This window comes from Nostoc sp. FACHB-888 (assembly GCF_014696655.1).
Lineage (GTDB): Bacteria > Cyanobacteriota > Cyanobacteriia > Cyanobacteriales > Nostocaceae > Nostoc.
This window is the reverse complement of sequence record NZ_JACJQM010000002.1, coordinates 1-21,195: the sequence shown is the minus strand read 5'-3', so window position 1 is coordinate 21,195 and position 21,195 is coordinate 1. Positions and strand designations below refer to the sequence as shown.

Below are 21,195 nucleotides of genomic sequence, written 5' to 3'. Positions count from 1 at the left end.
CTTGGCGGCGAATCTTACTATTTTTGACCTACTCTTGCACCCTGGTTCCTTCTCCTCGCAGATGGCTCCCGATGAAATAAATATTAAGAAGGATCTGCTAGCCCCTCTTAGTCCTTTTAATTATTCTACACCCAAGGGCAGATGCAAAATTTTGCATTTGCCCTTTTTAGGTAAAGTTTGTTTAAAGAAAAGGAAATGAGAAGGTTTTATCTCAAGCTGGCTTATGAGCAATGAAATACTTGCTCATAAAATGGACTTGCGTCTCAATATTCTCAAAGCCTACTCTCTGTAAACGTTCTAGCAAGTTATCAGTAGTGTAATGCTTGTAATAGGGTTCATGGAAAGTTTCGGGGAAAGAGTCCATCATATATTCCAACTCAGGCGAATCACTCAACTGAATTGAGTCACAGATAATAAAGACTCCTCCTGGTTTTGTTACCCGGAAGCATTGCTCAATGACTGTCTGACGTACAGTTGCTGGTAACTCATGGAAGAGAAAAACAGAAGTTACAGCATGAAAATAGTTATCTAAATAGGGTAACTCTTCAGCATTGGCTTGTAAAAGTTGCGGCAGTTCTCCCGGAATTTGGGATAGTAGTTCATTTGCTTTACGCAAATAAGCTGGTGACAAATCCGTACCAAACAAAGATGCTTGAGGCAAAGCTGCCCGAATCAACTTCAGAGTCCGCCCAGTTCCACAAGCTACATCCAAAATACGGGCTTGCCTTGGTGCAACTGACTCAAAAGCTTTTAGCCCTTGCTTGAGAGGAGCGAGAATCCGCCGCCGCATTGGATCAGCTGCCCCACCAAAAAGAATTTCTACTTGTAAGTCATATAAATTGGCTGACAAGTCACTCAAGTAGCCATTGCTTTGGTGATGGAAGTTCTGCACGTAGTAGCTAGGATAACCATCTGTGTCAATTTCGGGCGAAAAATTTTGGTAATTCTGTTGTTGAACCCGCTCCCAGGTTTGAGGTAAATCTAGACATACCAAGGGATAGTAGCGGAAAAAGTCATCCCAAGGGTTGTCAAACAATAAACTTTCCGGGTATACACCTTTTTGGGTATCTTGCCAGTCTGCTTCCAGCAACTGATTCAGTCTCTGTTGAAGTTTGAGTAAAAGCTCATTCGGGATGGGCTTGCTCTTTTGTTCAAGCGTAGGATACACCAGGTTTCTCAACCGTGAACTTAATATTTTGTGAGCCAGACCAAAGTAATTTTTGCTCTGTTGAAAGGTTTGATAAGTCAGCTTAGTTAAACTCTCAGGCATAAAAATAGCTAAAGTTTTGATACTTCTATGTAAATAATTGTAACGAAAAAATTATTGACTGTTAGAAAGGTAAAGGCTCTCAGGTGAGACAAATCGAAGCCAGATGATTTTAGCCATCAAAGGTAGATTAGGAAGGATTTTTCGAGCTTTGGGGGAAAATACCTGATATTGTCAGCAAAGGTAAATATAAACTTTTATAAAAAGTAGCTTATGTTACAGAATTTTCGCTATAGTAGTTTATAGAGAAACCAAAAATTATATATTCACAAATAGAGAGGACTATGGTTATGTCTATTGCAGATAAATCTCGTGCGTTAATGGTGCGTGAACATCAACAAGTCAAGAATCGCCAACAATCGATGTTGATGCGGGCTGCACAAGAACTTGGTCTTCCAGAAGAAGCATCTCACTACTGGAATCCGATTCAAGGGAAGGTAGACGCTAGCACTCGGATGATTTATGGGCCCAGCCATGCTTCCATGAGCTAAGTTTGAAGAGTTTTAAAGTTGATTTTTTAAGTGAATGTTTCAACTGACAACTCTAGAAAAAAAGCCACCCTCTAGGGTGGCAAAACTTATACATTTAGTTAGGTACGGTACTTAATTAAGCATCGTAGTAGAGGTAAAACTCGTAGGGATGAGGACGCAGTTGCAACTGCTTGACTTCGTTACCTAGCTTGTAGTCAATCCAATTTTCGATAAAGTCTTCCGTGAAAACGCCTGACTCCGTCAAGAAGGCGTGATCTTCTTCCAGTGCTTGCAACGCCAATTCTAAAGAACTGGGAGTTGAAGGAACCTTTGCTAGTTCTTCTGGAGAGAGTTCATAGATATTCTTATCTAAGGGTTCACCAGGATGGATTTTGTTCTTGATGCCATCGATACCAGCACAAAGCATTGCAGCAAATGCCAAGTAGGGGTTAGATGTAGCATCTGGACAACGGAATTCTAAACGTTTAGCTTTGGGGTTCTTACCAGATAGAGGAATACGGATAGAAGCAGAACGGTTCCCTTCAGAGTAAGCTAAATTCACTGGCGCTTCATAACCAGGTACTAGGCGCTTGTATGAGTTGGTGCTGGGGTTGGTAATTGCTAACAGTGCTGGTGCGTGTTTGAGAAGACCACCAATGTAGTACAACGCCATTTCACTCAAGCCAGCATACTTATCACCTGCAAACAACGGTTGTCCATCTTTCCAGATGGATTGGTGACAGTGCATTCCAGAACCGTTATCGCCAAAAATTGGTTTTGGCATGAAGGTAACGGTTTTGCCGTATTTCTTAGCAACGTTCTTGATGACATATTTGTAAATCATCAACCAGTCAGCCGCTTGGATCAACTTACCAAAGCGGAAACCTAGTTCGCACTGACCACCAGTAGCAACTTCATGGTGATGCTTTTCAATAGGTACACCTAATTCTGCCATTGTCAACAGCATCTCTGTACGGATATCTTGGAAAGAATCCGTTGGTGAAACTGGGAAGTAACCTTCTTTGAAGCGTGGTTTGTACCCCAAGTTGGGTTTGTTCTCTGTACCGGCTTTACCAGAATTCCAAGCACCTTCATCGGAGTCTAAGAAGTAGTAGCCTTCGTTAGCGGTTTGGGCAAATCTAGCACTGTCAAAGATAAAGAACTCAGCTTCAGGGCCAAAGAAGGCTGTATCACCAAGACCAGTGGAAATCAAGTAATCTATTGCTTTTTGGGCAATAACGCGTGGGCAACGGTTGTAGGGTTCACCCGTGCGGGGGTCTTTAATACTACAAATTATACTTAGCGTTGGGACTTCCATAAATGGGTCGATCCAAGCAGTGTTGGGGTCGAGTACCATCATCATGTCCGATTCGTTAATCGCTTTCCAACCTCGAATGCTGGAACCGTCAAAAGCTACGCCATCAGTGAATGCAGTCTCATCGATTTGGTTTTGGTACAGTGTAAGGTGCTGCCAAGTCCCTACTGTATCGATGAATTTGAGATCAATCAGCTGAATTTTTTCATCTTGAATTTTCTTCAAGACTTCTTGTGGTGTCGTCATTGTTACTCCTTCTCTACCAATTTCCTAAAGTAAACCAGAATCTTAGAATCTTACATTGCATCCTAACCCTGCAAATCTCAATCAGGCCGTGACACACCAGAAATATCTTAAATACTAGACATTAGCCGATTTTGTAGTTTGTGTTACAGATATCTGGATTATCAGGTTATATTAACCTTTCAGGGATCATCTGTACAAAACTGGAAAGTTCATCATATAGGGGTCAACTTTGGCATAGAATCCTTAAATAGTGGATAGATTGTTTTTGTGCCGAATCTATTTTAAATAGCACAAAAATTTACTGGTGCATAAGTGCAGCCAAATAAATATCAAACCATAAATAGCAAGGATTGGGAGAAAAAAGAATGCGCGATGCAGTAACAAGTTTAATTAAGAATTATGACTTAGCTGGTCGGTATTTTGACCGGAATGCGATCGATAGCCTGAAGTCTTACTTTGACAGTGGTACAGCACGAGTACAAGCGGCGGCGGCAATAAATACTAATGCGGCTGCACTTGTCAAGCAAGCTGGTTTGAGGTTATTTGAAGAACTGCCAGAATTGATTCGCCCTGGTGGAAATGCTTATACAACTCGTCGTTATGCAGCTTGTCTGCGGGATATGGACTACTATCTGCGCTATGCCACCTATGCGCTGGTTGCTGGAAATACCAATGTGTTGGATGAGCGAGTGCTACAAGGGCTACGGGAAACTTACAATTCTCTAGGAGTACCTATTGGACCTACAGTTCGCGGTATCCAGATTCTTAAGGATCTGATCAAGGAGCAAGTAGCAGCAGCAGGTGTGGGTAATACTGCTTTTGTAGATGAACCATTTGATCACATCACACGCGAGTTGAGCGAGCAGGATATCTAGATTGTAGGTGGGCAAGGTGTCTGCCCTGACGTAAATATAACTAGATAAGTAGCGATCGCACTTTTGTTGTCTGTGTTAGAAAAGAGCGATCGCTTTTTTATCCAAGTGTTCATCGCCAAAAAATAATTTTACTAGATTAAAGCTGTAGTTTTGGAGCTATCTTCGACTAATGCCAATACAGTTCAGTTAAGCCTAAAACTTTTTGCCAAAGTCAATTTTTTAACGAACCGCCATCTCTACGAGAGGCTTCCCCCAACGCGCAGCGTTTCGTTAGAGAAGGACGCCAAGGAGGCAAAGAGAAGAAAGAAATGCTTAACTCAACCGTATTGCGCTATAAGCCACAATAGAAGTTGTTGATATTTGAGGCGCTAATTATGAATTATCAATCGTGTTTTGGTTTTAATTTTACCAGGAGAGTCTAGTTAATTGGCTAAACAGCGACTCGACACACTATTAGTAGAACTTAATTTATGTTCTTCTCGCGCCTTAGCACAGCGGTTAATTCAGGCGGGAGAAGTTACTGTTAATCAGCAGTTAGTTGATAAGCCTGGTACAGAAGTTGATATTGCTGCTCAAATAAATATTAAGGAGCGATCGCCTTTTGTTTCTAGAGGCGGTGAAAAACTCTCCAGAGCTTTGTCAGTATTTGCCATTCCGGTAGCAGAACGTATTTGTTTAGATGGTGGGATTTCTACTGGTGGTTTTACTGATTGTCTTTTACAAGCTGGAGCAAAACAAGTTTACGGGATTGATGTTGGTTACGGGCAAGTTGATTGGCGGTTGCGAAATGATTCGCGGGTGATTTTACGAGAACGCACCAATTTACGACAATTACAGCCAGATGAGTTATATGGCGAGGATGACCCGATTCCTGATTTGGCGGTGGTCGATGTATCGTTTATTTCTCTAACAAAAATTCTGCCTGCTTTGTGGGAACTAACTCAAGCTAACCGAGAAGCTGTATTGTTAGTCAAGCCACAGTTTGAAGTCGGCAGATCCCGTGTAGGTAAAAAAGGTGTTGTGCGAGATCCAAACGACCAAGCTGATGCCATTTTCCAAGTGTTGCAAGCAGCGCACGAATTAGGATGGAAATATAAAGGCTTAACTTGGTCGCCGATCACTGGTCCTGCTGGGAATATCGAATATCTTTTGTGGTTGGGAATGGAAAGTGAAATACCACCACTTGATTTAGAGGCAATTAAGCAAATAACGCAATCAGCAACAACTAATTTACGGAAGAATTAAAGGTCGTAGATTAGACATTCTACGGATTCAGGATGGCGATCGCAATAATTATCCAAAGAAGTTTTCTTTGATTTTGCTTGCTGTTGATCTGCTTTCTCAGCTTGTAATTCTTCCACAATATCCCAAGCTACGGCACAACCAGCAGAATCACTGCCATTTAGCTCACAAGTTGTACGCGCTTCAGTAATGGCTTCAATAATAACTTCTTCAAGATTTGCCGCCCCAGCAGTTTCAAATGAATTTAGGGTAGTTGTCATGATCTTTTTACCTTTAAGTTACAGAGATAGATATTAACTATGAGCTTTCAATGACCCCAGGAAGCTCACTATGCGGTTTTGCCAGTCCTTCTTTGTTGGAGCAACAACACCGGGCTGGCTCACATTTCCAGTTTAGATAGGCTTCCCAAAAGAGCTGGTGGTAAACACCGCCATCTTTTGAGCAAATTTGAGTGGGAATTACCCTCTTATCATCTTTGCTTCAAAAAGCAAGGGGAATTCCACTAGTTAAAGTCACTAGCAGAGATGGTCATGTTCTCAGTTTTGCATCCCAAATTCGGAATGTCAGTCAATTGTCAGAAGAGTTTGATAGAAGTTGATAAACACTTATAAACGATCACAAAAGAGAAACAATTTTTATTTATTCTCAATACTTTATGCCCAACTCTTGTCGCAAGCGATACAGAATTGTATTTTGGTCAACTTGAGAGAGAATTTCTTGAATGACACTGCTAGCGCCCAACTGCCCCCAAGTGCAGCCTTTTTCGAGATACACCTGAGCAGCTTTGCCAACGGAGTATGCACCATAACCAGCGATACCAGCTTGAGCGATCGCACTGCCAGCAAAGGCAGTAATATTGCTGGGATTGTCACCACTGGTTATTGCAGCAGTAGTTTTACCCAAACCCAAAAGCAAACTGCTACCTAATTCCCCCAGTAGCAAGCCACCAGAACTAAATAAAATCGTTTTTAAAATTTTCCCGGCTTCATAGCTAGTCATCGGCAAACCATACAATCTAGCTAGGGCGCGAATTAAAGCCAAATCAGCAACAGTGCCGCCAAGGATATCTAAAAAGGCGATGGGATTGAGCATTACTGCCAAAGCTTTGTATTTGGTAAATTGCCAAATGATATTTTCAGCTTCTTGTTCGCGTAAGTCGATGGTTTTTTGAGCGATCGCGGCTTCTGCATCCCGTGCTTGAATGAGTGCATTTAAAGCCAGAAGCGATCGCCCTTCTCGATTGAGAATATTTAGAATTGTCTCCTTTAATTCGTCTACTTGTGGTGGTGGTGTCTCCCATTCATAACTGACACGCCCATCAGGCCACTCAACCCGCACCTCCATTGGTGCTGGTTCCGCCGCCACCATGACAATTTCATCCGGTAGTAGAGGTTTCGCTTGAGGATGCCCTGCACCTAGTTGTTGTAAGTTTTGGTAAATCGTTTCTTGGTCTGTATCTGGATAAAGGTCTATTTTGTTAAATACTAAAATTAGGGGTTTTTGCGATCGCCGCAATTCGAGTAGTGCTTGATACTCAGTGCGTGTGATATCACCAGACACGATAAACAAAATCAAATCAGCCTGATGTACAACTCCTCGCGCCATGTCCGCCCGTGACTCACCCTCAATTTCATCTAATCCAGGGGTATCAATTAACTCTACTACTACCTTACCCCCTGGCTGCCAACGGATGGAACGGGGCCATTGAGTGACACCGTTTAGGGGCCCAGTTTGCAAAATCTTCTCTCCCAGCAAGGCATTTAAAACTGCTGACTTACCACGACTCACCAAACCAAAAGCGGCAATTCTAATGACGTTAGAATCCAGCTTGTTGAGTGTGGAGTTCAAAGCTTCCAATTCTGGTTTCAACAAACCTGCCAATTCCGGGTTGGATGAAAACTGTCCTGACTTGCGAAGATATGCATACCAAGACAGTGCTTGTCTGAGACTGGCACGGGCACGATTCAAATGAGTTTCTTGCAGATTTCGCACGAAGTTAGGTTGATTCAAGGTTGGACAAACAACAGGCTACATATCTATTTTGATCTAATTCCAAGGCTGTTAGCCTGTTTTGCCACTGATAATTGGCATAACTTTTAATCTGCAACTTTGCCAAAGGGGTTACGGCGGCTCAACTCTGCAAAATATGATGCTAATTCATTTTTATAAAATTCTACTTTGGCTTTCAACGGTTCTACATTATGACCCTTGACAAGTTCTAAAATTTGTTTGATTTTTAATTTCTAGAATACTTCAATATGCCAACTCTTTCGTAGTTGTGATATTTGCTATTACCGTCTACCCTGGGACAATTTCTAGATTTTGATTGTATCATTAATAAACTAAGTCCATCAAAGAAAACAGATACGGGGACGCAAAGAAATAACTCTCTGTGTTTCTGTGTCCCCGTGTCTCTTCAATGAAGGGCTACCACCAAATTCGATTCCCATTTTCGTCAACTCGTGCTTCCCGAATCATGTCAGAAATTTCTTCAGCATCTTTAACGTGGTGGAGTGCTTTCTTTTCGCCGTCGGGTTCATCTACAACAAAATAAGTTGGGACTGTGATTTTATCACCTGTAATGTCTGGTACATCATCCACAGCTACCTGTTTAGCCTTTTCTTCAACCGATTGGGACTCATCAGCAATTCTATCTCCAGGATTCGCTGTTAAGTTTCTTTCATTGACATTAGGTTCTTCCCGTAAATGTGTATCTTCACTTACTGGTTGATTAATTTGATTTTCTTGATTCTTATCAGTCATGGCTTTTCAGGTATTGAAAAATCTAGCTTTACTAATAACACTCTAAAAAATCGACGATACAAAGGGTTCTTTCTCTAGAGAGACTTTCAGAAGAACACCTCTTAGGTTAGATATTTCTGATGATGAATTTACTTCTTTAGTTGAAACGGGGTATATTTTCCCCCTAATGCTTCTACAATTGTACGAGTATTGGCTTCCATCATTTTGATGTAAGAATCTCCTGGACTTCCCTTAGCGCCAATTGAATCAGAATAGAGTTGATTTGGTGCTAATTTTACCCCTGCTTCTTGAGCAACAGTTTTAATTAAAGCCGGGTTAATTGTAGTCTCAGCAAAAATCGCAGAAACGCCGATTTTTTTAATTGACTCTACCAATCGCTGGACTGTTTGAGCGCTTGGTTGTTCTTCGGTACTAATACCAATTAAAGTACCTGCGATCGCAATTCCATAAGCACGTCCATAATATTGGAATGCATCATGGGTTGTCACTAGTTTACGCCCAGGTGCGGGGATAGTTTGAATCTGTTGATTAATCCAGCTATGCAATTGTTTTAATTCATTACTAAGTTGCAATGCATTTTGAGTAAATTTTTCTCTATCTTCAGGTGATTGCTCAATCAAAGCATCTCGTATTACATTCGTCATTGTGATCGCATTTTCTGCACTACCCCAAACGTGCGGATCTGGCACAACTTCTGCTTTGCCTTTTTCAAGTTGCAAAGATTTGACAGCTTCCCCCACAGCTAACTTTTGTGCCTTACCACCAGAAGCATTCATTAATTTAATCAGTCCCGGTTCCAGGTTGTAGCCGTTATACAAAATCAAATCAGCTTCTTCCAAAACCCTGCTGTCTGTTGGTACTGGTTCGTAAACATGGGGATCAGTACCCGGTTTCAGAATTCCACTTAGTTGAATTTCGTCTCCTGCAACCTCTTGTGTCAAATCAGCAATGATGGTACTAGTTGCAACCACTCGCGGCTTATCTCCCTTAGCAGTGTTGGAGTTAGAGTCTTTCTGTGTACAACTGAGTAAAGCCAAAGACACAAGCATTCCCAAACAAAACTGGAAAAGAATTTTTCCTTTCATCCTGCTGATTATTCCTTCGCCGTAAGGATTACTGCCGTCTGTCTCTAGTATTAGTTTCATTTATCTTAGATATTACATCTAATTATAGATTTTTTCATATTTCTCTCATTTTTATAGTAAGCTCAAGAAATAAATATTTAAACTAAATTATGAAAAACGTCTCTTTTCCTGCCAAATTCTGGCTATCACAGACAAAAATCGAGGAAATGCCTGCAAAAACTATTAAAGCTTTTGATATGTGTTCCACAGCAGCAATTAGCATTGCTCATCTAGGGGTATATTACCGGACACAAGAAGCCTTAAGGGACGTTAACTGTATTATCAAACCGGGAAAACTGACGGGTATTTTTGGCCCCAACGGTGCTGGCAAAAGTACGCTGATGAAAGCAATATTAGGCTTGGTTCCTGTCAGTAATGGTACGGCGCTATGTGAAGGCAAACCCTTGATGCAGCAACTAGAGAAAGTTGCCTATGTACCACAACGTAGCCAAATTGACTGGACTTACCCGGCCACAGTCTGGGATGTAGTCATGATGGGACGGGTAAAGAAAACAGGCTGGTTGCGTAGCTTCTCGGCAGTTAGTCGCCAAGTAGCAAAAAATGCCATAGAAAGAGTTGGAATGAGCGAATATTGCGATCGCCCCATTGGACAATTATCAGGAGGACAACAGCAACGGGTATTTTTAGCTCGTGCTTTAACACAGCAAGCAGAGATTTTCTGCTTTGATGAACCTTTAGTAGGCATCGATCAAAAAACCCAGTCAGTGATTTTTGAAGTCTTCCATGAACTCGCCGCCGATAATAAAATCGTGCTAGTAGTTAACCACGACTTAGGGGAATCAATCACCCACTTTGATGATTTAATATTACTAAATCGTGAATTAATTGCCACAGGTTCACGGCAACAAGTACTTACACAAGAGAATCTACATCGTGCGTATGGTGGTCAAGTAATGTACTTTTCAGACGCTGCCTAAATACTTCGTAATTAAAGACAGTTTTATGTTAGAAGCATTAATTGAGCCGTTGCAATACGGCTTTATGCAGCGATCGCTTGTGATTGCCATTTTAGTTGGAATGTTGTGTGCAGTTGTAGGCAGCTATTTGATGGTGCAACGGCTAGCATTGCTGGGTGATGCCATCAGTCACTCAGTTTTGCCTGGACTAGCGATTGCTTTTATGATCGGAGCAAATATATATGTTGGAGCATTTATTGCCGGAGTTTTGAGTACAATGGCGATCGCTTGGATTAGAGTGCGATCGCCAATCAAAGAAGATGCGGCAATGGGCATAGTTTTTTCAGCATTTTTTGCCTTTGGTATCACCCTAATTACTACTATTCAAAAAGATAACAAAATCGATTTAAATCACTTTCTTTTCGGTAATATTCTCGGCGTTACTATTGATGAAGTGCGGGACACTGCTATTATTGCCACTATTGTTTTAATAGTAGTTGTTTTATTATATAAAGAACTTTTATTTTACACCTTTGATCCTTTAGGCGCTCAAGCCGCAGGTTTGCCCATCCATCGGCTGAACTTTGGGCTTATGGTGCTAATAGCTTTAACAATTGTCGCTAGCATGAAAGCTGTTGGTGTAATTTTAGTATTAGCACTTTTAATTACACCAGGAGCCACCGCCTATTTATTAGTTAAACGCCTCAATCATGTAATGATTTTGGGTGCGGTAATTGGTGTAGTTTCTAGTATTAGCGGGATGTACCTCAGCTACTTTTATAACTTGCCCTCTGGCCCTGCGATCGTATTAGTAGTATCGGGATTTTTTATTTTGGCGTTATTATTCAGTCCAAGATACGGTATTTTTACCTTGAGCAGCAAAAAGCTCACACCATAATCTTTGAATTACATTAATTTTCTGGCGTGTAGAGACTTTGTATTGTATGTAAAGTCTCTACACGCGTTTGCTAACCGTATTAAGCCGTTGGTTGTTTAGTAGTAATACCAATTTGAAAAAAGAATGCGACAGATGGGTAGGGGCACAACATTGTTGTGCCCTTACAAATAATTGATGTGTCGCAAACATTATTTGAATTGGTATAACTACTATTACTTAATAGACTATTCTGGCAGCACTCCGGCAAACTTCAAAAAATCACCAATCGAGCGAATTTCGCCACCATTTGGCAGCTTAACACCTTTGGAGGGGTTCCAAACATCATGGTAATCGCGCTCGTTGAGGTATGAGGATGGGTCATTCTGCATTAAGCCAATGATAGTTTCAGCAACAATGCGGCTACCAACTTCGCCCAAAGAGTCGCCATTAGCACGAACTTCAGATTCCTTAAGGATGTAATACCACGCTGGAGTCTTTTCTAAGAAAGGTTCAAGGGCTTGATTCAATTCTGGTGAATTGTCTTGTTTAAGCTCTTCCACTGTCAGTTTTTCGATACCTAATTGGTCAGCTAGGCTCTGTCCGGTAGGAATGCTGAGGAAATATCCACGCAGTAGGTTCCGTTTAGCAAGGTGCTTCAGAAGTAGTTGAATAGGATCTTCAGAACCTTCTTCACCGTTGCCTTCATTAATTAGGTTTGACAAAGGAAATGCAAGATGCGTGTCGATTTTTCGTGCAGAATTTCTCTGCCTTTTGGCAGCGCTTTCTTTGCTAACAAAGCGATCCCACTCAATAATCCAGTTAAAAGGAAGAGTGTCATTCGGACCAGGACCATCTTTTCCTCCGCCTAGATCACGTTTTCCCGTAAAGATAAAAAGTAAAAGAAACGTTGCATCCGTCAGCGCTCCCGGTTGATCTGTAAAATTACGGTTGTAGTCATAAGCAGCCCGCACCATACTGTGTCCAAAACGGTAAGCTGCAACGGAGAATTCTAGAGGCATGAAAAGATTTCCATTCCGGGGATGGTAGAATTTCAGCCCGTCACTGAGAATGCTGTCGACTGTCCCGTTTGCAGTCACAGTTTTAAGGAAATCATTGACGACAAGCCATTGGTAGTGCCAACGAACCAGAGTTTGCGCCCGAACAAATAATGTTTTATTGTCTTGGGCATTCTGCGGTTCGTTCTGCCGCACCCAATCCACTACTGCGTTGTGGAAACGTAGGAAGGCAGTGTGGAACTGTGCCACGATCAGATTTTCGTCGTTGCGACTGTCGGCGATCGCAGCTATTCTGTTATTACGTGGCAGGTCGCGCAATAAATCGTTTTCTGGCGGAATTTTGGCTCCAGGAGTCGGGGCGCCATTAGCATCTTGTTCAGCGTTTTGCCCAACTTTCAGTTTTACTGGGTCGTCTTCCTGATAAAAGTCTTTTGCTTGCGTGGGGTTTTCAGGATCTAGAGTTGGTCCGTCACCATAAACACTATCAAGATCGAAAATGGGACGACGCAGATTCTTGAGTTTATCGGTTACAAAGTCAGGTGACAGAGGCGTAAAATCGTCTTTGGTAATATCAGTTTGAAGGTCTGTGACCGCCCGATCAGTGTTGGCAGTAATATCATGATCAATAAACTGTCCCCAGTAAGTATAAACCGGAGGTATTATTGAGTTAGTATCTTCAGACTCAGGGTCTTGTCTGTCAATTATTGCCTCACCTAAATCTTTGAGTTTCTGAATAATATCTTTGTTGTTCTCTGCCGGAAGCAGACTGTTTGGATCTCTGGCACTATCTGGGAAGAGATAATCGAAATCTGTTTCTACATCAATTGCCTCAGTCGTTAATGCACGTAAGGCAGTTCTCTGTTGCCCGGTCTGTTCCTTGATATATCCACCGTGACTAAATTCAAAAGGGAGCTTTTGCATCATTTTTTCCTCTACAGTTGATTCATGTGTTGCAAAGATTTTTGGATATGGTACGACCTTAAGTCAGCTACATAGCAGGCGATCGTTAAGCATCAAAGAAAGCATTTCCCCTGCTTTCTTTGGAGTCCGGTAAACCCCTTTGATATATCAGTGGAGTTACACCGCGAGCAATTCATACTCAAATAATGACATTTGGGATTTAACGTAACAGTACCCCTGGGGGTACTATTGGCAAGCAAAAGGTCGAGGCGGTTTGGAATTATGAATGCGATGAAGGGTTACTCCCTTGGGAGTCGTAAAGCGATCGCCTACAATCATCGAAACTATTTTTCTTGCCTACAGTTGTGATACAACAAATCATTGCTAGTTCAGTTAAGCTGGCAACAGCAGTTTCATCCTCAAAACAATGACAGCAAGTAGTCCCACAATTTTAGCCCTAGACTTTGATGGAGTCATATGCGACGGACTAATTGAATATTTTGAGGTAGCATGGCATACCTACTGTGAAATTTGGTCTACTGCTAACGACACACCACCAGATGATTTAGCTTTAAGATTCTATCGCCTGCGACCTGTAATTGAAACGGGTTGGGAAATGCCTGTTTTAATCAAAGCCTTGGTAGATGGAATTCTTGATGAGAAAATTCTTCACGAATGGGCGAGCATCGCTCCAAAACTTTTGTTAAATGACAAGCTACAAGCAAAAGAAATTGCTGCGAAACTAGATAATAAACGAGATGAATGGATTACCACCGATTTAGGCGGTTGGTTAAGTCTGCATAGATTTTATCCGGGTGTAGTAGAAAAAATCAAATTAACTCTTGACGGTGGAGTTAAGCTATATATTGTGACAACTAAAGAAGGACGTTTTGTACAGCAGTTGTTGCAACAAGAAGGAGTTAATTTACCAGCAGCATCAATTTTTGGCAAGGAAGTCAAGCGTCCTAAATATGAAATTTTGCGAGAACTAAAGCAGGGAGCAGAAAACAAACCAGTTAGTCTCTGGTTTGTAGAAGATAGACTCAAAACATTGCAGTTAGTTCAACAGCAAATAGACCTTGAAGATGTGAAACTCTTCCTTGCAGACTGGGGTTATAATACCCAAGGCGAAAGGGAAACTGCTCAAAATGATCCGCGAATTAAGTTGTTATCACTGTCTCAATTTGCCAAAGATTTCTCTGCTTGGCTTTAATATATTAAATATGTTGCAATGGGTGGAAGGATACAAGAAAAATAATTAGCGGATGTAGTAGTTAAACAGTTAAAGAACTCAATGCCTTTTGGGGCAGCGTCCACCAAAGCGATGTTGTCACGAGTAGGGGAAAATGTCGTTTAACCTCTAGAAATCGGCATTTTCACCCACAGGCAACAGCTTCGAGAACACTGCCGCTCCCAGCTAGAATTATTCAGTTAGGTTTTTATCATCTGTTTGTAGCGCCTTAAAGCTTTGTGCTAACTTCTGCAATAGTGACTCAATTTCCTCATAGCACTCCTGTGAAGAAACTTTTCCCAAAGTCTGCAGATTGCACAGATAACAGACACGTTGAGAAAATTCTTGAAGATTCGCATTGAATAGAAAATTTTGAGGCGTAAACTTACCAAGATATTGATAGCGTTCGTAGAGGAAATTGTTTTTAGTTATCTGATCGTAATCATCCATATAAAAACCTTCTTAGCGAAAATTGAAACTTGATTTTTTCAGGTTGTTTTTAAAATTATATCTAGATTACCTGACGTGTTCATCAATCCGATCGGCAAATAGAAAAGTTTCTCTTACTTGGATAAAAAAACCGCTAAGGATAAATCTTTTAGCGGAATTTGAAAAGCACATTGTTTTTTTGTATTTTTATAACTTTAATTCTCAGTGAGTCAACTTGCTATCCTCTTGCTGGATGATTACTTTAGTATCTAGAGGCTGAGAAAATTACCAATGCCCTTAGCCGAACAGCACTAAGAAAGGCTGAAAGCAATGGAAGACAAGCTTTACCACCATCAAAGCCGTAAACCTCCCCTTTTTTCGTGGTTTTGACTGGCTGAGAATCAGCGATGTCTACGACAGGCTACGCCTACGCCACGTTAGACTGTCTGGAACGTTCTAAATTGTAAAGCGATGATTATTTGACCGCAATAACAAATAATCTGTCAAGTTCTTCAAGCTTGTAAGCTTCGCTCCAGAGGAATCTGATTTTTAACATTTATGATATGAAGCACTAGAAATCGCATGAACAATCGATGTAAAAAAAAATTTGCATTGTTGACAAAGAATCTGCCGTTTTGTCCAAATAATTTGTCGCTCTAGAATATAGTAAAGATGAGAAACCAGAAACTTACGTTTTTCAATTTACGTGAAATAATAACTCATAACTATTCACTCCTTACTTAACACTTATTTTATGCTTGACCTGACAAAACTGGCGCGACAAATGCAGGGTTTAAGTCAGCATCTTACTTTAGAAGCTGCTGCCAGTCGCCAGCGTTTAGAATTGGCGCAACAACATCTTAAAAATGCTTACGAGTGTCAACAAGATTTAATCGATCGCCAGGAAAAATGGCGCGATCGCATTCTCTTTGCTAATGCTACCCCAATTGAGCCATTAGAAACCTGCATTGATATCCCAGTTCCACCAAAAATTCATACTGTCATCGCTACCGATGGTTCGCAAATTGCCCCCAACCATCACGAAATTGCTTATTGCTATCTCCTGAATATCGGCAGAGTCGTCTTACACTACGGGCAAAATCGTCATCCGTTACTCGATAGTTTGCCAGAGGTATTTTATCGCCCGGAAGATTTATATATGTCTCGGCAGTGGGGAATTAGAACCGAAGAATGGATGAGTTTTCGCCGCACTGCTTCAGAAACAACGGTATTGGCAGAACTTGCGTGTGCAGCGAAAGGGGAAGCACCAGCATTAGCGATGGTAGATGGTTCCTTAATTTACTGGTTCTTAGAACAATTGCCGATAGATGCACGCGATCGCATTTTACCCCCTATCTTAGAAGCTTGGCAGCAGATGCGTGATGCTCAAATTCCCTTGATAGGCTATCTTAGCGCCTCTCGCAGCATCGAAACAATGAACTTTTTACGATTGTTAGCTTGTCCTCATCCAGTGCCAGACTGTAAAACTTATTGCCCAAATCAACTAGAAAAAGTAGCTTGTAAAATTTTTGAACAGTTGCGAGATACTTCTGTTTGGACAACCCGACTCAAACCAGGACAACGCAGTACCCTGTGGCGCAGTAATTCCCCCATTCTCGAACTCTACGGAGATCAAAGCATTTATTTTTGCTACGTCCACGTTGGCACCGAAATCGCCCGAATCGAAGTTCCGGCATGGGTAGCGGATAACACAACCATGCTAGACCAAGCATTGGGGCTAATGTTAGCACAAGTTCAAAAAGGATATGGCTACCCTGTAGCGATCGCAGAAGCCCATAATCAAGCAGTGGTAAAAGGTGGCGATAGAACGCGTTTCTTTGCCCTTCTAGAACAACAAATGATTAAAGCTGGTCTGAAAAATGTGGGAACTTCCTACAAAGAAGCCAGAAAGCGGGGCAGTATTGCTTAGAAACTTCCAGAGTTATCTACGATTATCGTTTGAATATATGGGTCTTGAAATTGGCGATCGCAGCCATCCAAATTCATGGCGTTTACATTTATTCCTGTTACTAGCACTGACACGCTAGCCGAGCTAGAGATAGCAAAACAGAATACCCTGCCAAACAATCTTAAGCAGATTAAAGAATTGATACTGTTAAGCAACTGGTGCTACCTTTACGTAACACTTCTTATCTTTAATTCAAAATATAAATGTTTACTTTACACCTTTTTTGGGAAACCTTTATTTAGTAGGGAATTAAGTTAAAACTAGTTTTCTCAGTAAAAACTAGTAAACAACTATTGCTTCTACTATTTAGTTAATTACGTATTTACTCGCAAATTAAACAGTCTTCAAAGAAACTGAGATTAGACAGTTTTTAGCTCGATAACATCCTATTAAGATGGTTATTAAATTTACGAAAAACGTATTAACTTATTTTACCTACAACATAAAATATTTATACCTGAACAACTGATGAAATTAGTAGAATCTGGGTACAAACAATTTGAAGAAAAATACTCTCGATTTTTCTCACTTTCTATAGATTTATTGTGTATTGCTAACTTTGACGGTTATTTTAAGTATTTAAACCCAAAATGGACACAAACATTAGGTTGGTCAGATGAAGAACTCATTAGCAAACCCTTTATCGAATTTGTTCACCCTGAAGACCGTGAATTCACTATTATCGCAGCCCAAAAAATTACACAATCTGTAGATGCAATCAGCTTTGAAAATCGGTATCTTTGTCGCGATGGTTCTTACAAATGGCTGTCATGGAATGCGACTGGCTTCAGTGAAGAAAACTTTATTTATGCAGTAGCTCGTGACATTACTCTTAATAAACAGAATGAAATAGAGTTACAGAAGTCTATCCGAGAGCTAGAAGCTTTTAAATTTGCCTTAAATGCCCATTCACTGGTAGCTATTACTGATAAAACTGGAAGAATAACTTATGTTAATAACCAATTTTGTGAAATTTCTAAATATTCTAAAGAAGAACTTTTAGGGCAAGATCATCGTATTATCAATTCTGGACATCATACAAAAGAATTTTTTGCAGATTTATGGAAAACTATTGTTCAAGGAAAAATATGGAAAGGAGAAATTAAAAATAAAGCCAAGGATGGCAGTTTTTATTGGGTAGATACTTTGATCGCCCCAATGTTGAACCCAGATGGACAACCCTATCAATATGTATCTATTCGTACAGATATTACACAGCGTAAGCTTTCAGAATTAGCTTTATTGGAGCGATCGCGCTTGTCAGTTTTGAGTGCAGAAGTCAGTTTAGCTTTATCTCAAAGTGGTACACTTCCAGAAATCCTACAAAACTGTACAAATACTATTTCCCAATATCTTGATATCGCCTTTGTTTGTATCTGGACATTTGAAGGACAGACAAACCAGCTACAGTTGCAGGCTGGTGTTCATTGTACAGATGTTGCTTGTAGTGCTTTGAGTGATACCCAAAATTTCCCAAATCACATGGTTTTAGCTAATAATATCATTGGCTTAATGAATCAAAACCATCAAGCTATTTTTAACGAGGAGCTATCAATTAATAACTCAGAAAACCTTTTTGATTCTACATCTTCAATTGTTCGTTTTTCTGCTTATCCCCTGATAGTAGAGCAGCAGTTAATCGGCATAATAGCTTTATTCAGCAAGCAATTATTTACCGAACCAACTCATAATCTATTAAATTGGATCGCCAATAATATTGCTGTAGCTATTGACCGCATCTTGGCACGAGAAGAACTCCTCAGCCGTCGGGAAGCTTTATTACTGCGTCTAGCTAGTCAAATCCGCAGTTCTCTTAACATAGATATGATCCTAGAAACTGCTGTTAATGAAATTCGCAGCTTATTACAAATTGATCGTTGCTACTTTCTTTGTTACTTACCGCACCCATCCCAACCAAGCCTGACTATTACCTATGAAGCACGAAATCTTAACTTACCAACAATGTTAGGCAGTATTCCACTGCAAAAAAGTACTTTTTTAACAAAAATACTTCTCTCTCAAGAGCTAATTTGTATCGACAATATTAATAATAATTCACATATTGATTATGATATGCAAAAACTTTTAACTGAGTTTGGCATTACATCTCAACTACTGCTACCAGTTAAAAGTAATTCCGGAGAGATTGGGGCAATTGTGTGTAGTCATTGCAGTGGCGATCGCATTTGGACTAACAGTGAAATTAACCTATTAGAAGCTGTTTGTGATCAACTAGGGATCGCCATCGATCATGCACAACTTTATACCCAAAGTCGTTCTGCTACTTTAGCTGCTCAAACTCAAGCCACAAAACTCACCGAAACCTTGCATAAATTACAGCAAACTCAATCTCAACTGATCCAGAATGAAAAAATGTCTAGCCTAGGACAGTTAGTCGCTGGAGTTGCCCATGAAATCAACAATCCAGTTAACTTTATTCACGGCAACTTAACCTATGCTAACGAATACTTTCAAGAGATGTTAACCCTATTGCACCTTTATCAGCAGCACTATCCCAACCCCCAAGCAGAAATTCACGATTTTGCTGAAAAAATTGATTTAGGATTTATTACCGATGACCTTTCTAAACTCCTGTCTTCAATGAATATGGGTACTAATCGTATCCGTGAAATTGTTTTAGGATTGCGGAATTTTTCCCGTCACGATGAAGCAGAGAAAAAACTAGTTGACATTCATGAAGGAATTGAAAATACACTATTAATTTTACATCATCGCTGGAAAAACAATGGTATTGGATTAGATATATCTATTGTTAAAGAATATGGTACTTTACCCTTAGTTGATTGCTATCCTGGGCAGCTTAATCAAGTATTTATGAATGTTTTGACTAATGCAATCGATGCTTTAGAAGAGTCAATAAGCAATTTAAAAACAACTGATAAACCGCAAATTATAATTCGGACTGAAATTTTAGATAATAAATCTGTTGTAATCCGAATTGCTGATAACGGATTAGGAATGGACGAAGACGTTAGAAAACGGTTATTTGATCCCTTCTTCACAACAAAAGAGGTGGGTAAGGGAACAGGGCTAGGGCTGTCAATTAGCTACCAAATTGTAGTAGAAAAACATGGTGGAATTTTGAATTGCTTATCAGAACCAGGAAAAGGCACAGAATTCTGGATTGAAATTCCAATTTAAATAGGATTTAATCAGCCCATCAGAAAAAGTCTAGTAACTTTAACTTGCATTTTTTAGACTTTAGATTCTCCAAAAACGCAATATTACACCGACTTTACAGTGGGGTGATTCGGCTTATTTATGTACAATCCTCATACTCAAATCCAACCACTTTGACTGAGTAATCGGTGCACTGCTAGAAATATAGTCAACACCCGTCTCTGCCATATCGCGAATCGTCTCTAAAGTCACATTCCCTGAAGCCTCAATTTTCACGCGGCTATCCTGCTGGCGAATCAACTGCACCGCCTTATCCATCATATCCACAGGCATATTGTCCAACATGATAATGTCAGCATTGTGCTGCAAAGCTTCTTTCACCTGCTCTAAACTTTCAGTCTCTACCTCTATTGTCAAGGGATAAGGTATCTGAGAACGAATACGGGTAACTGCTTCTCCAATTCCTCCAGCAGCCGCAATGTGATTATCCTTAATCATCACCGCATCATCTAACCCCATGCGGTGATTAATTGCCCCGCCTAAAGCAGTTGCATATTTTTCCAACAGTCTCAGCCCTGGTGTAGTTTTACGCGTATCCACCAACTGAGCAGGTAAATCGGCAATTTTCTCTACATATATATTAGTTAACGTAGCAATTCCACTCAAGCGCATAGCTAAATTGAGAGCAACTCGTTCCCCCATGAGTAGCGCATCCAAAGAACCATGAATTTCAGCTACAATCTGTCCTGGCTCACACCATACACCTTCAGCCGCAATCCCCACAAAACTGACTTTTTCGTTCAAAATCTGGAACACTTTAGCAGCAACTGGTAAGCCAGCAATTATCCCTGGAGCTTTAGCTATCCATTTAGCCGAGCCTAGCGCCACATCTTCTACTAGTAGCGTATTTGTAGTGCGATCGCCCCGGCCAATATCCTCCAACAACCAGCCACGCAACAGTGGATCTAAAACCAACCAGGGCGGCAAAACACCAGAACTCTTCACAACTTCATTTCTTCCTTCGTGACTTCCAGGAATACTATAGCCTATAACCCTTACTCTCTAAGGCTTTCATAGAGAATCAGAAGCAGTCCAAAATAATTTTGGAAAAATAGTTGACACAAAGAGTTAGGTTCGTTATATTGAATAAGTGCCTGAAGCGGAGCGCGTTTAGAGCGACGCCAAAAGGTAAACCGAACCTTGAAAATATTATAGTTTGAAAGCGAAAAGACAGCAAGTAGTTTGCGTCTAAGAAAATAAAAATAACTAAGCTGAAGTTAAAAAAGAGCAGCTATAGAGCTTACAAACGCTTCAAAACGGAGAGTTTGATCCTGGCTCAGGATGAACGCTGGCGGTATGCTTAACACATGCAAGTCGAACGGTGTCTTCGGACACAGTGGCGGACGGGTGAGT

At 40.7% G+C, this 21,195-nt stretch carries 17 protein-coding genes and 1 rRNA gene; 9 read left to right on the top strand and 9 right to left on the bottom strand.

The window, feature by feature from the left end; all coding sequences use genetic code 11:
- Positions 1 to 211: 211 nt before the first annotated feature.
- The gene (locus H6G26_RS01430) at positions 212 to 1,270 is read right to left on the bottom strand and encodes a class I SAM-dependent methyltransferase (protein WP_190727575.1); all 1,059 of its coding nucleotides are present in this window, start codon (positions 1,268 to 1,270) and stop codon (positions 212 to 214) included.
- Positions 1,271 to 1,557: 287 nt separating this feature from the next.
- Here H6G26_RS01430 and H6G26_RS01425 point away from each other — a divergent pair, with 287 nt between their 5' ends.
- Complete coding sequence (locus H6G26_RS01425) at positions 1,558 to 1,758, top strand: hypothetical protein (RefSeq protein WP_190727574.1); 201 nt, start codon at positions 1,558 to 1,560, stop codon at positions 1,756 to 1,758.
- Between the two features lie 115 nt (positions 1,759 to 1,873).
- On the opposite strand, the gene glnA is transcribed toward H6G26_RS01425, so the two are convergent.
- Positions 1,874 to 3,298, bottom strand: a complete 1,425-nt coding sequence (gene glnA, locus H6G26_RS01420) for a type I glutamate--ammonia ligase (RefSeq protein WP_190727573.1) — start codon at positions 3,296 to 3,298, stop codon at positions 1,874 to 1,876.
- A gap of 365 nt (positions 3,299 to 3,663) precedes the next feature.
- Between glnA and apcB the strand changes: the two genes are divergently transcribed.
- Together apcB and H6G26_RS01410 are read left to right on the top strand one after the other, a co-directional pair.
- On the top strand, positions 3,664 to 4,173 hold the full coding sequence (apcB, locus tag H6G26_RS01415) for an allophycocyanin subunit beta (protein WP_190727572.1): 510 nt from the start codon (positions 3,664 to 3,666) through the stop codon (positions 4,171 to 4,173).
- 426 nt (positions 4,174 to 4,599) lie between these two features.
- A complete protein-coding gene (locus H6G26_RS01410) occupies positions 4,600 to 5,418 on the top strand; it encodes a TlyA family RNA methyltransferase (RefSeq protein WP_190727571.1) in 819 nt (272 codons plus the stop codon).
- Here the strand turns inward: H6G26_RS01410 and H6G26_RS01405 are convergent.
- The 4 genes from H6G26_RS01405 to H6G26_RS01390 form a co-directional block, all read right to left on the bottom strand.
- Positions 5,415 to 5,675: a Calvin cycle protein CP12 gene (locus H6G26_RS01405; RefSeq protein ID WP_190727570.1), complete on the bottom strand. Its 261-nt coding sequence runs from the start codon at positions 5,673 to 5,675 to the stop codon at positions 5,415 to 5,417. The two genes, H6G26_RS01410 and H6G26_RS01405, sit on opposite strands and share 4 nt — an antisense overlap.
- A gap of 385 nt (positions 5,676 to 6,060) precedes the next feature.
- Positions 6,061 to 7,407, bottom strand: coding sequence for a DUF697 domain-containing protein (locus H6G26_RS01400; RefSeq protein ID WP_190727569.1), 1,347 nt, complete (start codon positions 7,405 to 7,407; stop codon positions 6,061 to 6,063).
- Between the two features lie 435 nt (positions 7,408 to 7,842).
- On the bottom strand, positions 7,843 to 8,178 hold the full coding sequence (locus tag H6G26_RS01395) for a hypothetical protein (protein ID WP_190727568.1): 336 nt from the start codon (positions 8,176 to 8,178) through the stop codon (positions 7,843 to 7,845).
- Between the two features lie 128 nt (positions 8,179 to 8,306).
- On the bottom strand, positions 8,307 to 9,263 hold the full coding sequence (locus tag H6G26_RS01390) for a metal ABC transporter substrate-binding protein (RefSeq protein ID WP_242053568.1): 957 nt from the start codon (positions 9,261 to 9,263) through the stop codon (positions 8,307 to 8,309).
- Positions 9,264 to 9,412: 149 nt separating this feature from the next.
- Between H6G26_RS01390 and H6G26_RS01385 the strand changes: the two genes are divergently transcribed.
- Complete coding sequence (locus H6G26_RS01385; protein WP_190727566.1) at positions 9,413 to 10,240, top strand: metal ABC transporter ATP-binding protein; 828 nt, start codon at positions 9,413 to 9,415, stop codon at positions 10,238 to 10,240.
- 25 nt (positions 10,241 to 10,265) lie between these two features.
- The gene (locus tag H6G26_RS01380; RefSeq protein WP_190727565.1) at positions 10,266 to 11,117 is read left to right on the top strand and encodes a metal ABC transporter permease; all 852 of its coding nucleotides are present in this window, start codon (positions 10,266 to 10,268) and stop codon (positions 11,115 to 11,117) included.
- 224 nt (positions 11,118 to 11,341) lie between these two features.
- Here the strand turns inward: H6G26_RS01380 and H6G26_RS01375 are convergent, their stop codons facing one another.
- Positions 11,342 to 13,036 carry a heme peroxidase family protein gene (locus H6G26_RS01375; protein WP_190727564.1) on the bottom strand — a complete coding sequence of 565 codons (1,695 nt, stop codon included), beginning with the start codon at positions 13,034 to 13,036 and terminating at the stop codon, positions 11,342 to 11,344.
- Positions 13,037 to 13,439: 403 nt separating this feature from the next.
- Here H6G26_RS01375 and H6G26_RS01370 point away from each other — a divergent pair, with 403 nt between their 5' ends.
- Positions 13,440 to 14,225 (top strand): HAD family hydrolase, encoded by a 786-nt coding sequence (locus H6G26_RS01370; protein ID WP_190727563.1) that lies wholly within the window; start codon positions 13,440 to 13,442, stop codon positions 14,223 to 14,225.
- A gap of 210 nt (positions 14,226 to 14,435) precedes the next feature.
- Here H6G26_RS01370 and H6G26_RS01365 read toward each other — a convergent pair whose 3' ends face one another.
- The gene (locus H6G26_RS01365; RefSeq protein ID WP_190727562.1) at positions 14,436 to 14,693 is read right to left on the bottom strand and encodes a hypothetical protein; all 258 of its coding nucleotides are present in this window, start codon (positions 14,691 to 14,693) and stop codon (positions 14,436 to 14,438) included.
- 733 nt (positions 14,694 to 15,426) lie between these two features.
- Between H6G26_RS01365 and H6G26_RS01360 the strand changes: the two genes are divergently transcribed.
- Positions 15,427 to 16,602, top strand: coding sequence for a DNA double-strand break repair nuclease NurA (locus H6G26_RS01360; protein WP_190727561.1), 1,176 nt, complete (start codon positions 15,427 to 15,429; stop codon positions 16,600 to 16,602).
- 507 nt (positions 16,603 to 17,109) lie between these two features.
- Complete coding sequence (locus tag H6G26_RS01355; RefSeq protein WP_190727560.1) at positions 17,110 to 19,803, top strand: PAS domain S-box protein; 2,694 nt, start codon at positions 17,110 to 17,112, stop codon at positions 19,801 to 19,803.
- 114 nt (positions 19,804 to 19,917) lie between these two features.
- Here the strand turns inward: H6G26_RS01355 and nadC are convergent, their stop codons facing one another.
- On the bottom strand, positions 19,918 to 20,787 hold the full coding sequence (gene nadC / locus H6G26_RS01350; RefSeq protein WP_190727559.1) for a carboxylating nicotinate-nucleotide diphosphorylase: 870 nt from the start codon (positions 20,785 to 20,787) through the stop codon (positions 19,918 to 19,920).
- Positions 20,788 to 21,095: 308 nt separating this feature from the next.
- Between nadC and H6G26_RS01345 the strand changes: the two genes are divergently transcribed.
- A 16S ribosomal RNA gene (locus tag H6G26_RS01345) occupies positions 21,096 to 21,195 on the top strand; the annotation flags it as partial.

Bases quoted from the DNA above. Each gene is read 5' to 3' on its own strand.
- H6G26_RS01430 (WP_190727575.1), bottom strand. From the start codon at position 1,270: ATGCCTGAGAGTTTAACTAAGCTGACTTATCAAACCTTTCAACAGAGC.
- H6G26_RS01425 (WP_190727574.1), top strand. From the start codon at position 1,558: ATGTCTATTGCAGATAAATCTCGTGCGTTAATGGTGCGTGAACATCAA.
- glnA (WP_190727573.1), bottom strand. From the start codon at position 3,298: ATGACGACACCACAAGAAGTCTTGAAGAAAATTCAAGATGAAAAAATT.
- apcB (WP_190727572.1), top strand. From the start codon at position 3,664: ATGCGCGATGCAGTAACAAGTTTAATTAAGAATTATGACTTAGCTGGT.
- H6G26_RS01405 (WP_190727570.1), bottom strand. From the start codon at position 5,675: ATGACAACTACCCTAAATTCATTTGAAACTGCTGGGGCGGCAAATCTT.
- H6G26_RS01395 (WP_190727568.1), bottom strand. From the start codon at position 8,178: ATGACTGATAAGAATCAAGAAAATCAAATTAATCAACCAGTAAGTGAA.
- H6G26_RS01390 (WP_242053568.1), bottom strand. From the start codon at position 9,263: ATGAAAGGAAAAATTCTTTTCCAGTTTTGTTTGGGAATGCTTGTGTCT.
- H6G26_RS01385 (WP_190727566.1), top strand. From the start codon at position 9,413: ATGAAAAACGTCTCTTTTCCTGCCAAATTCTGGCTATCACAGACAAAA.
- H6G26_RS01380 (WP_190727565.1), top strand. From the start codon at position 10,266: ATGTTAGAAGCATTAATTGAGCCGTTGCAATACGGCTTTATGCAGCGA.
- H6G26_RS01375 (WP_190727564.1), bottom strand. From the start codon at position 13,036: ATGATGCAAAAGCTCCCTTTTGAATTTAGTCACGGTGGATATATCAAG.
- H6G26_RS01370 (WP_190727563.1), top strand. From the start codon at position 13,440: ATGACAGCAAGTAGTCCCACAATTTTAGCCCTAGACTTTGATGGAGTC.
- H6G26_RS01365 (WP_190727562.1), bottom strand. From the start codon at position 14,693: ATGGATGATTACGATCAGATAACTAAAAACAATTTCCTCTACGAACGC.
- H6G26_RS01360 (WP_190727561.1), top strand. From the start codon at position 15,427: ATGCTTGACCTGACAAAACTGGCGCGACAAATGCAGGGTTTAAGTCAG.
- H6G26_RS01355 (WP_190727560.1), top strand. From the start codon at position 17,110: ATGAAATTAGTAGAATCTGGGTACAAACAATTTGAAGAAAAATACTCT.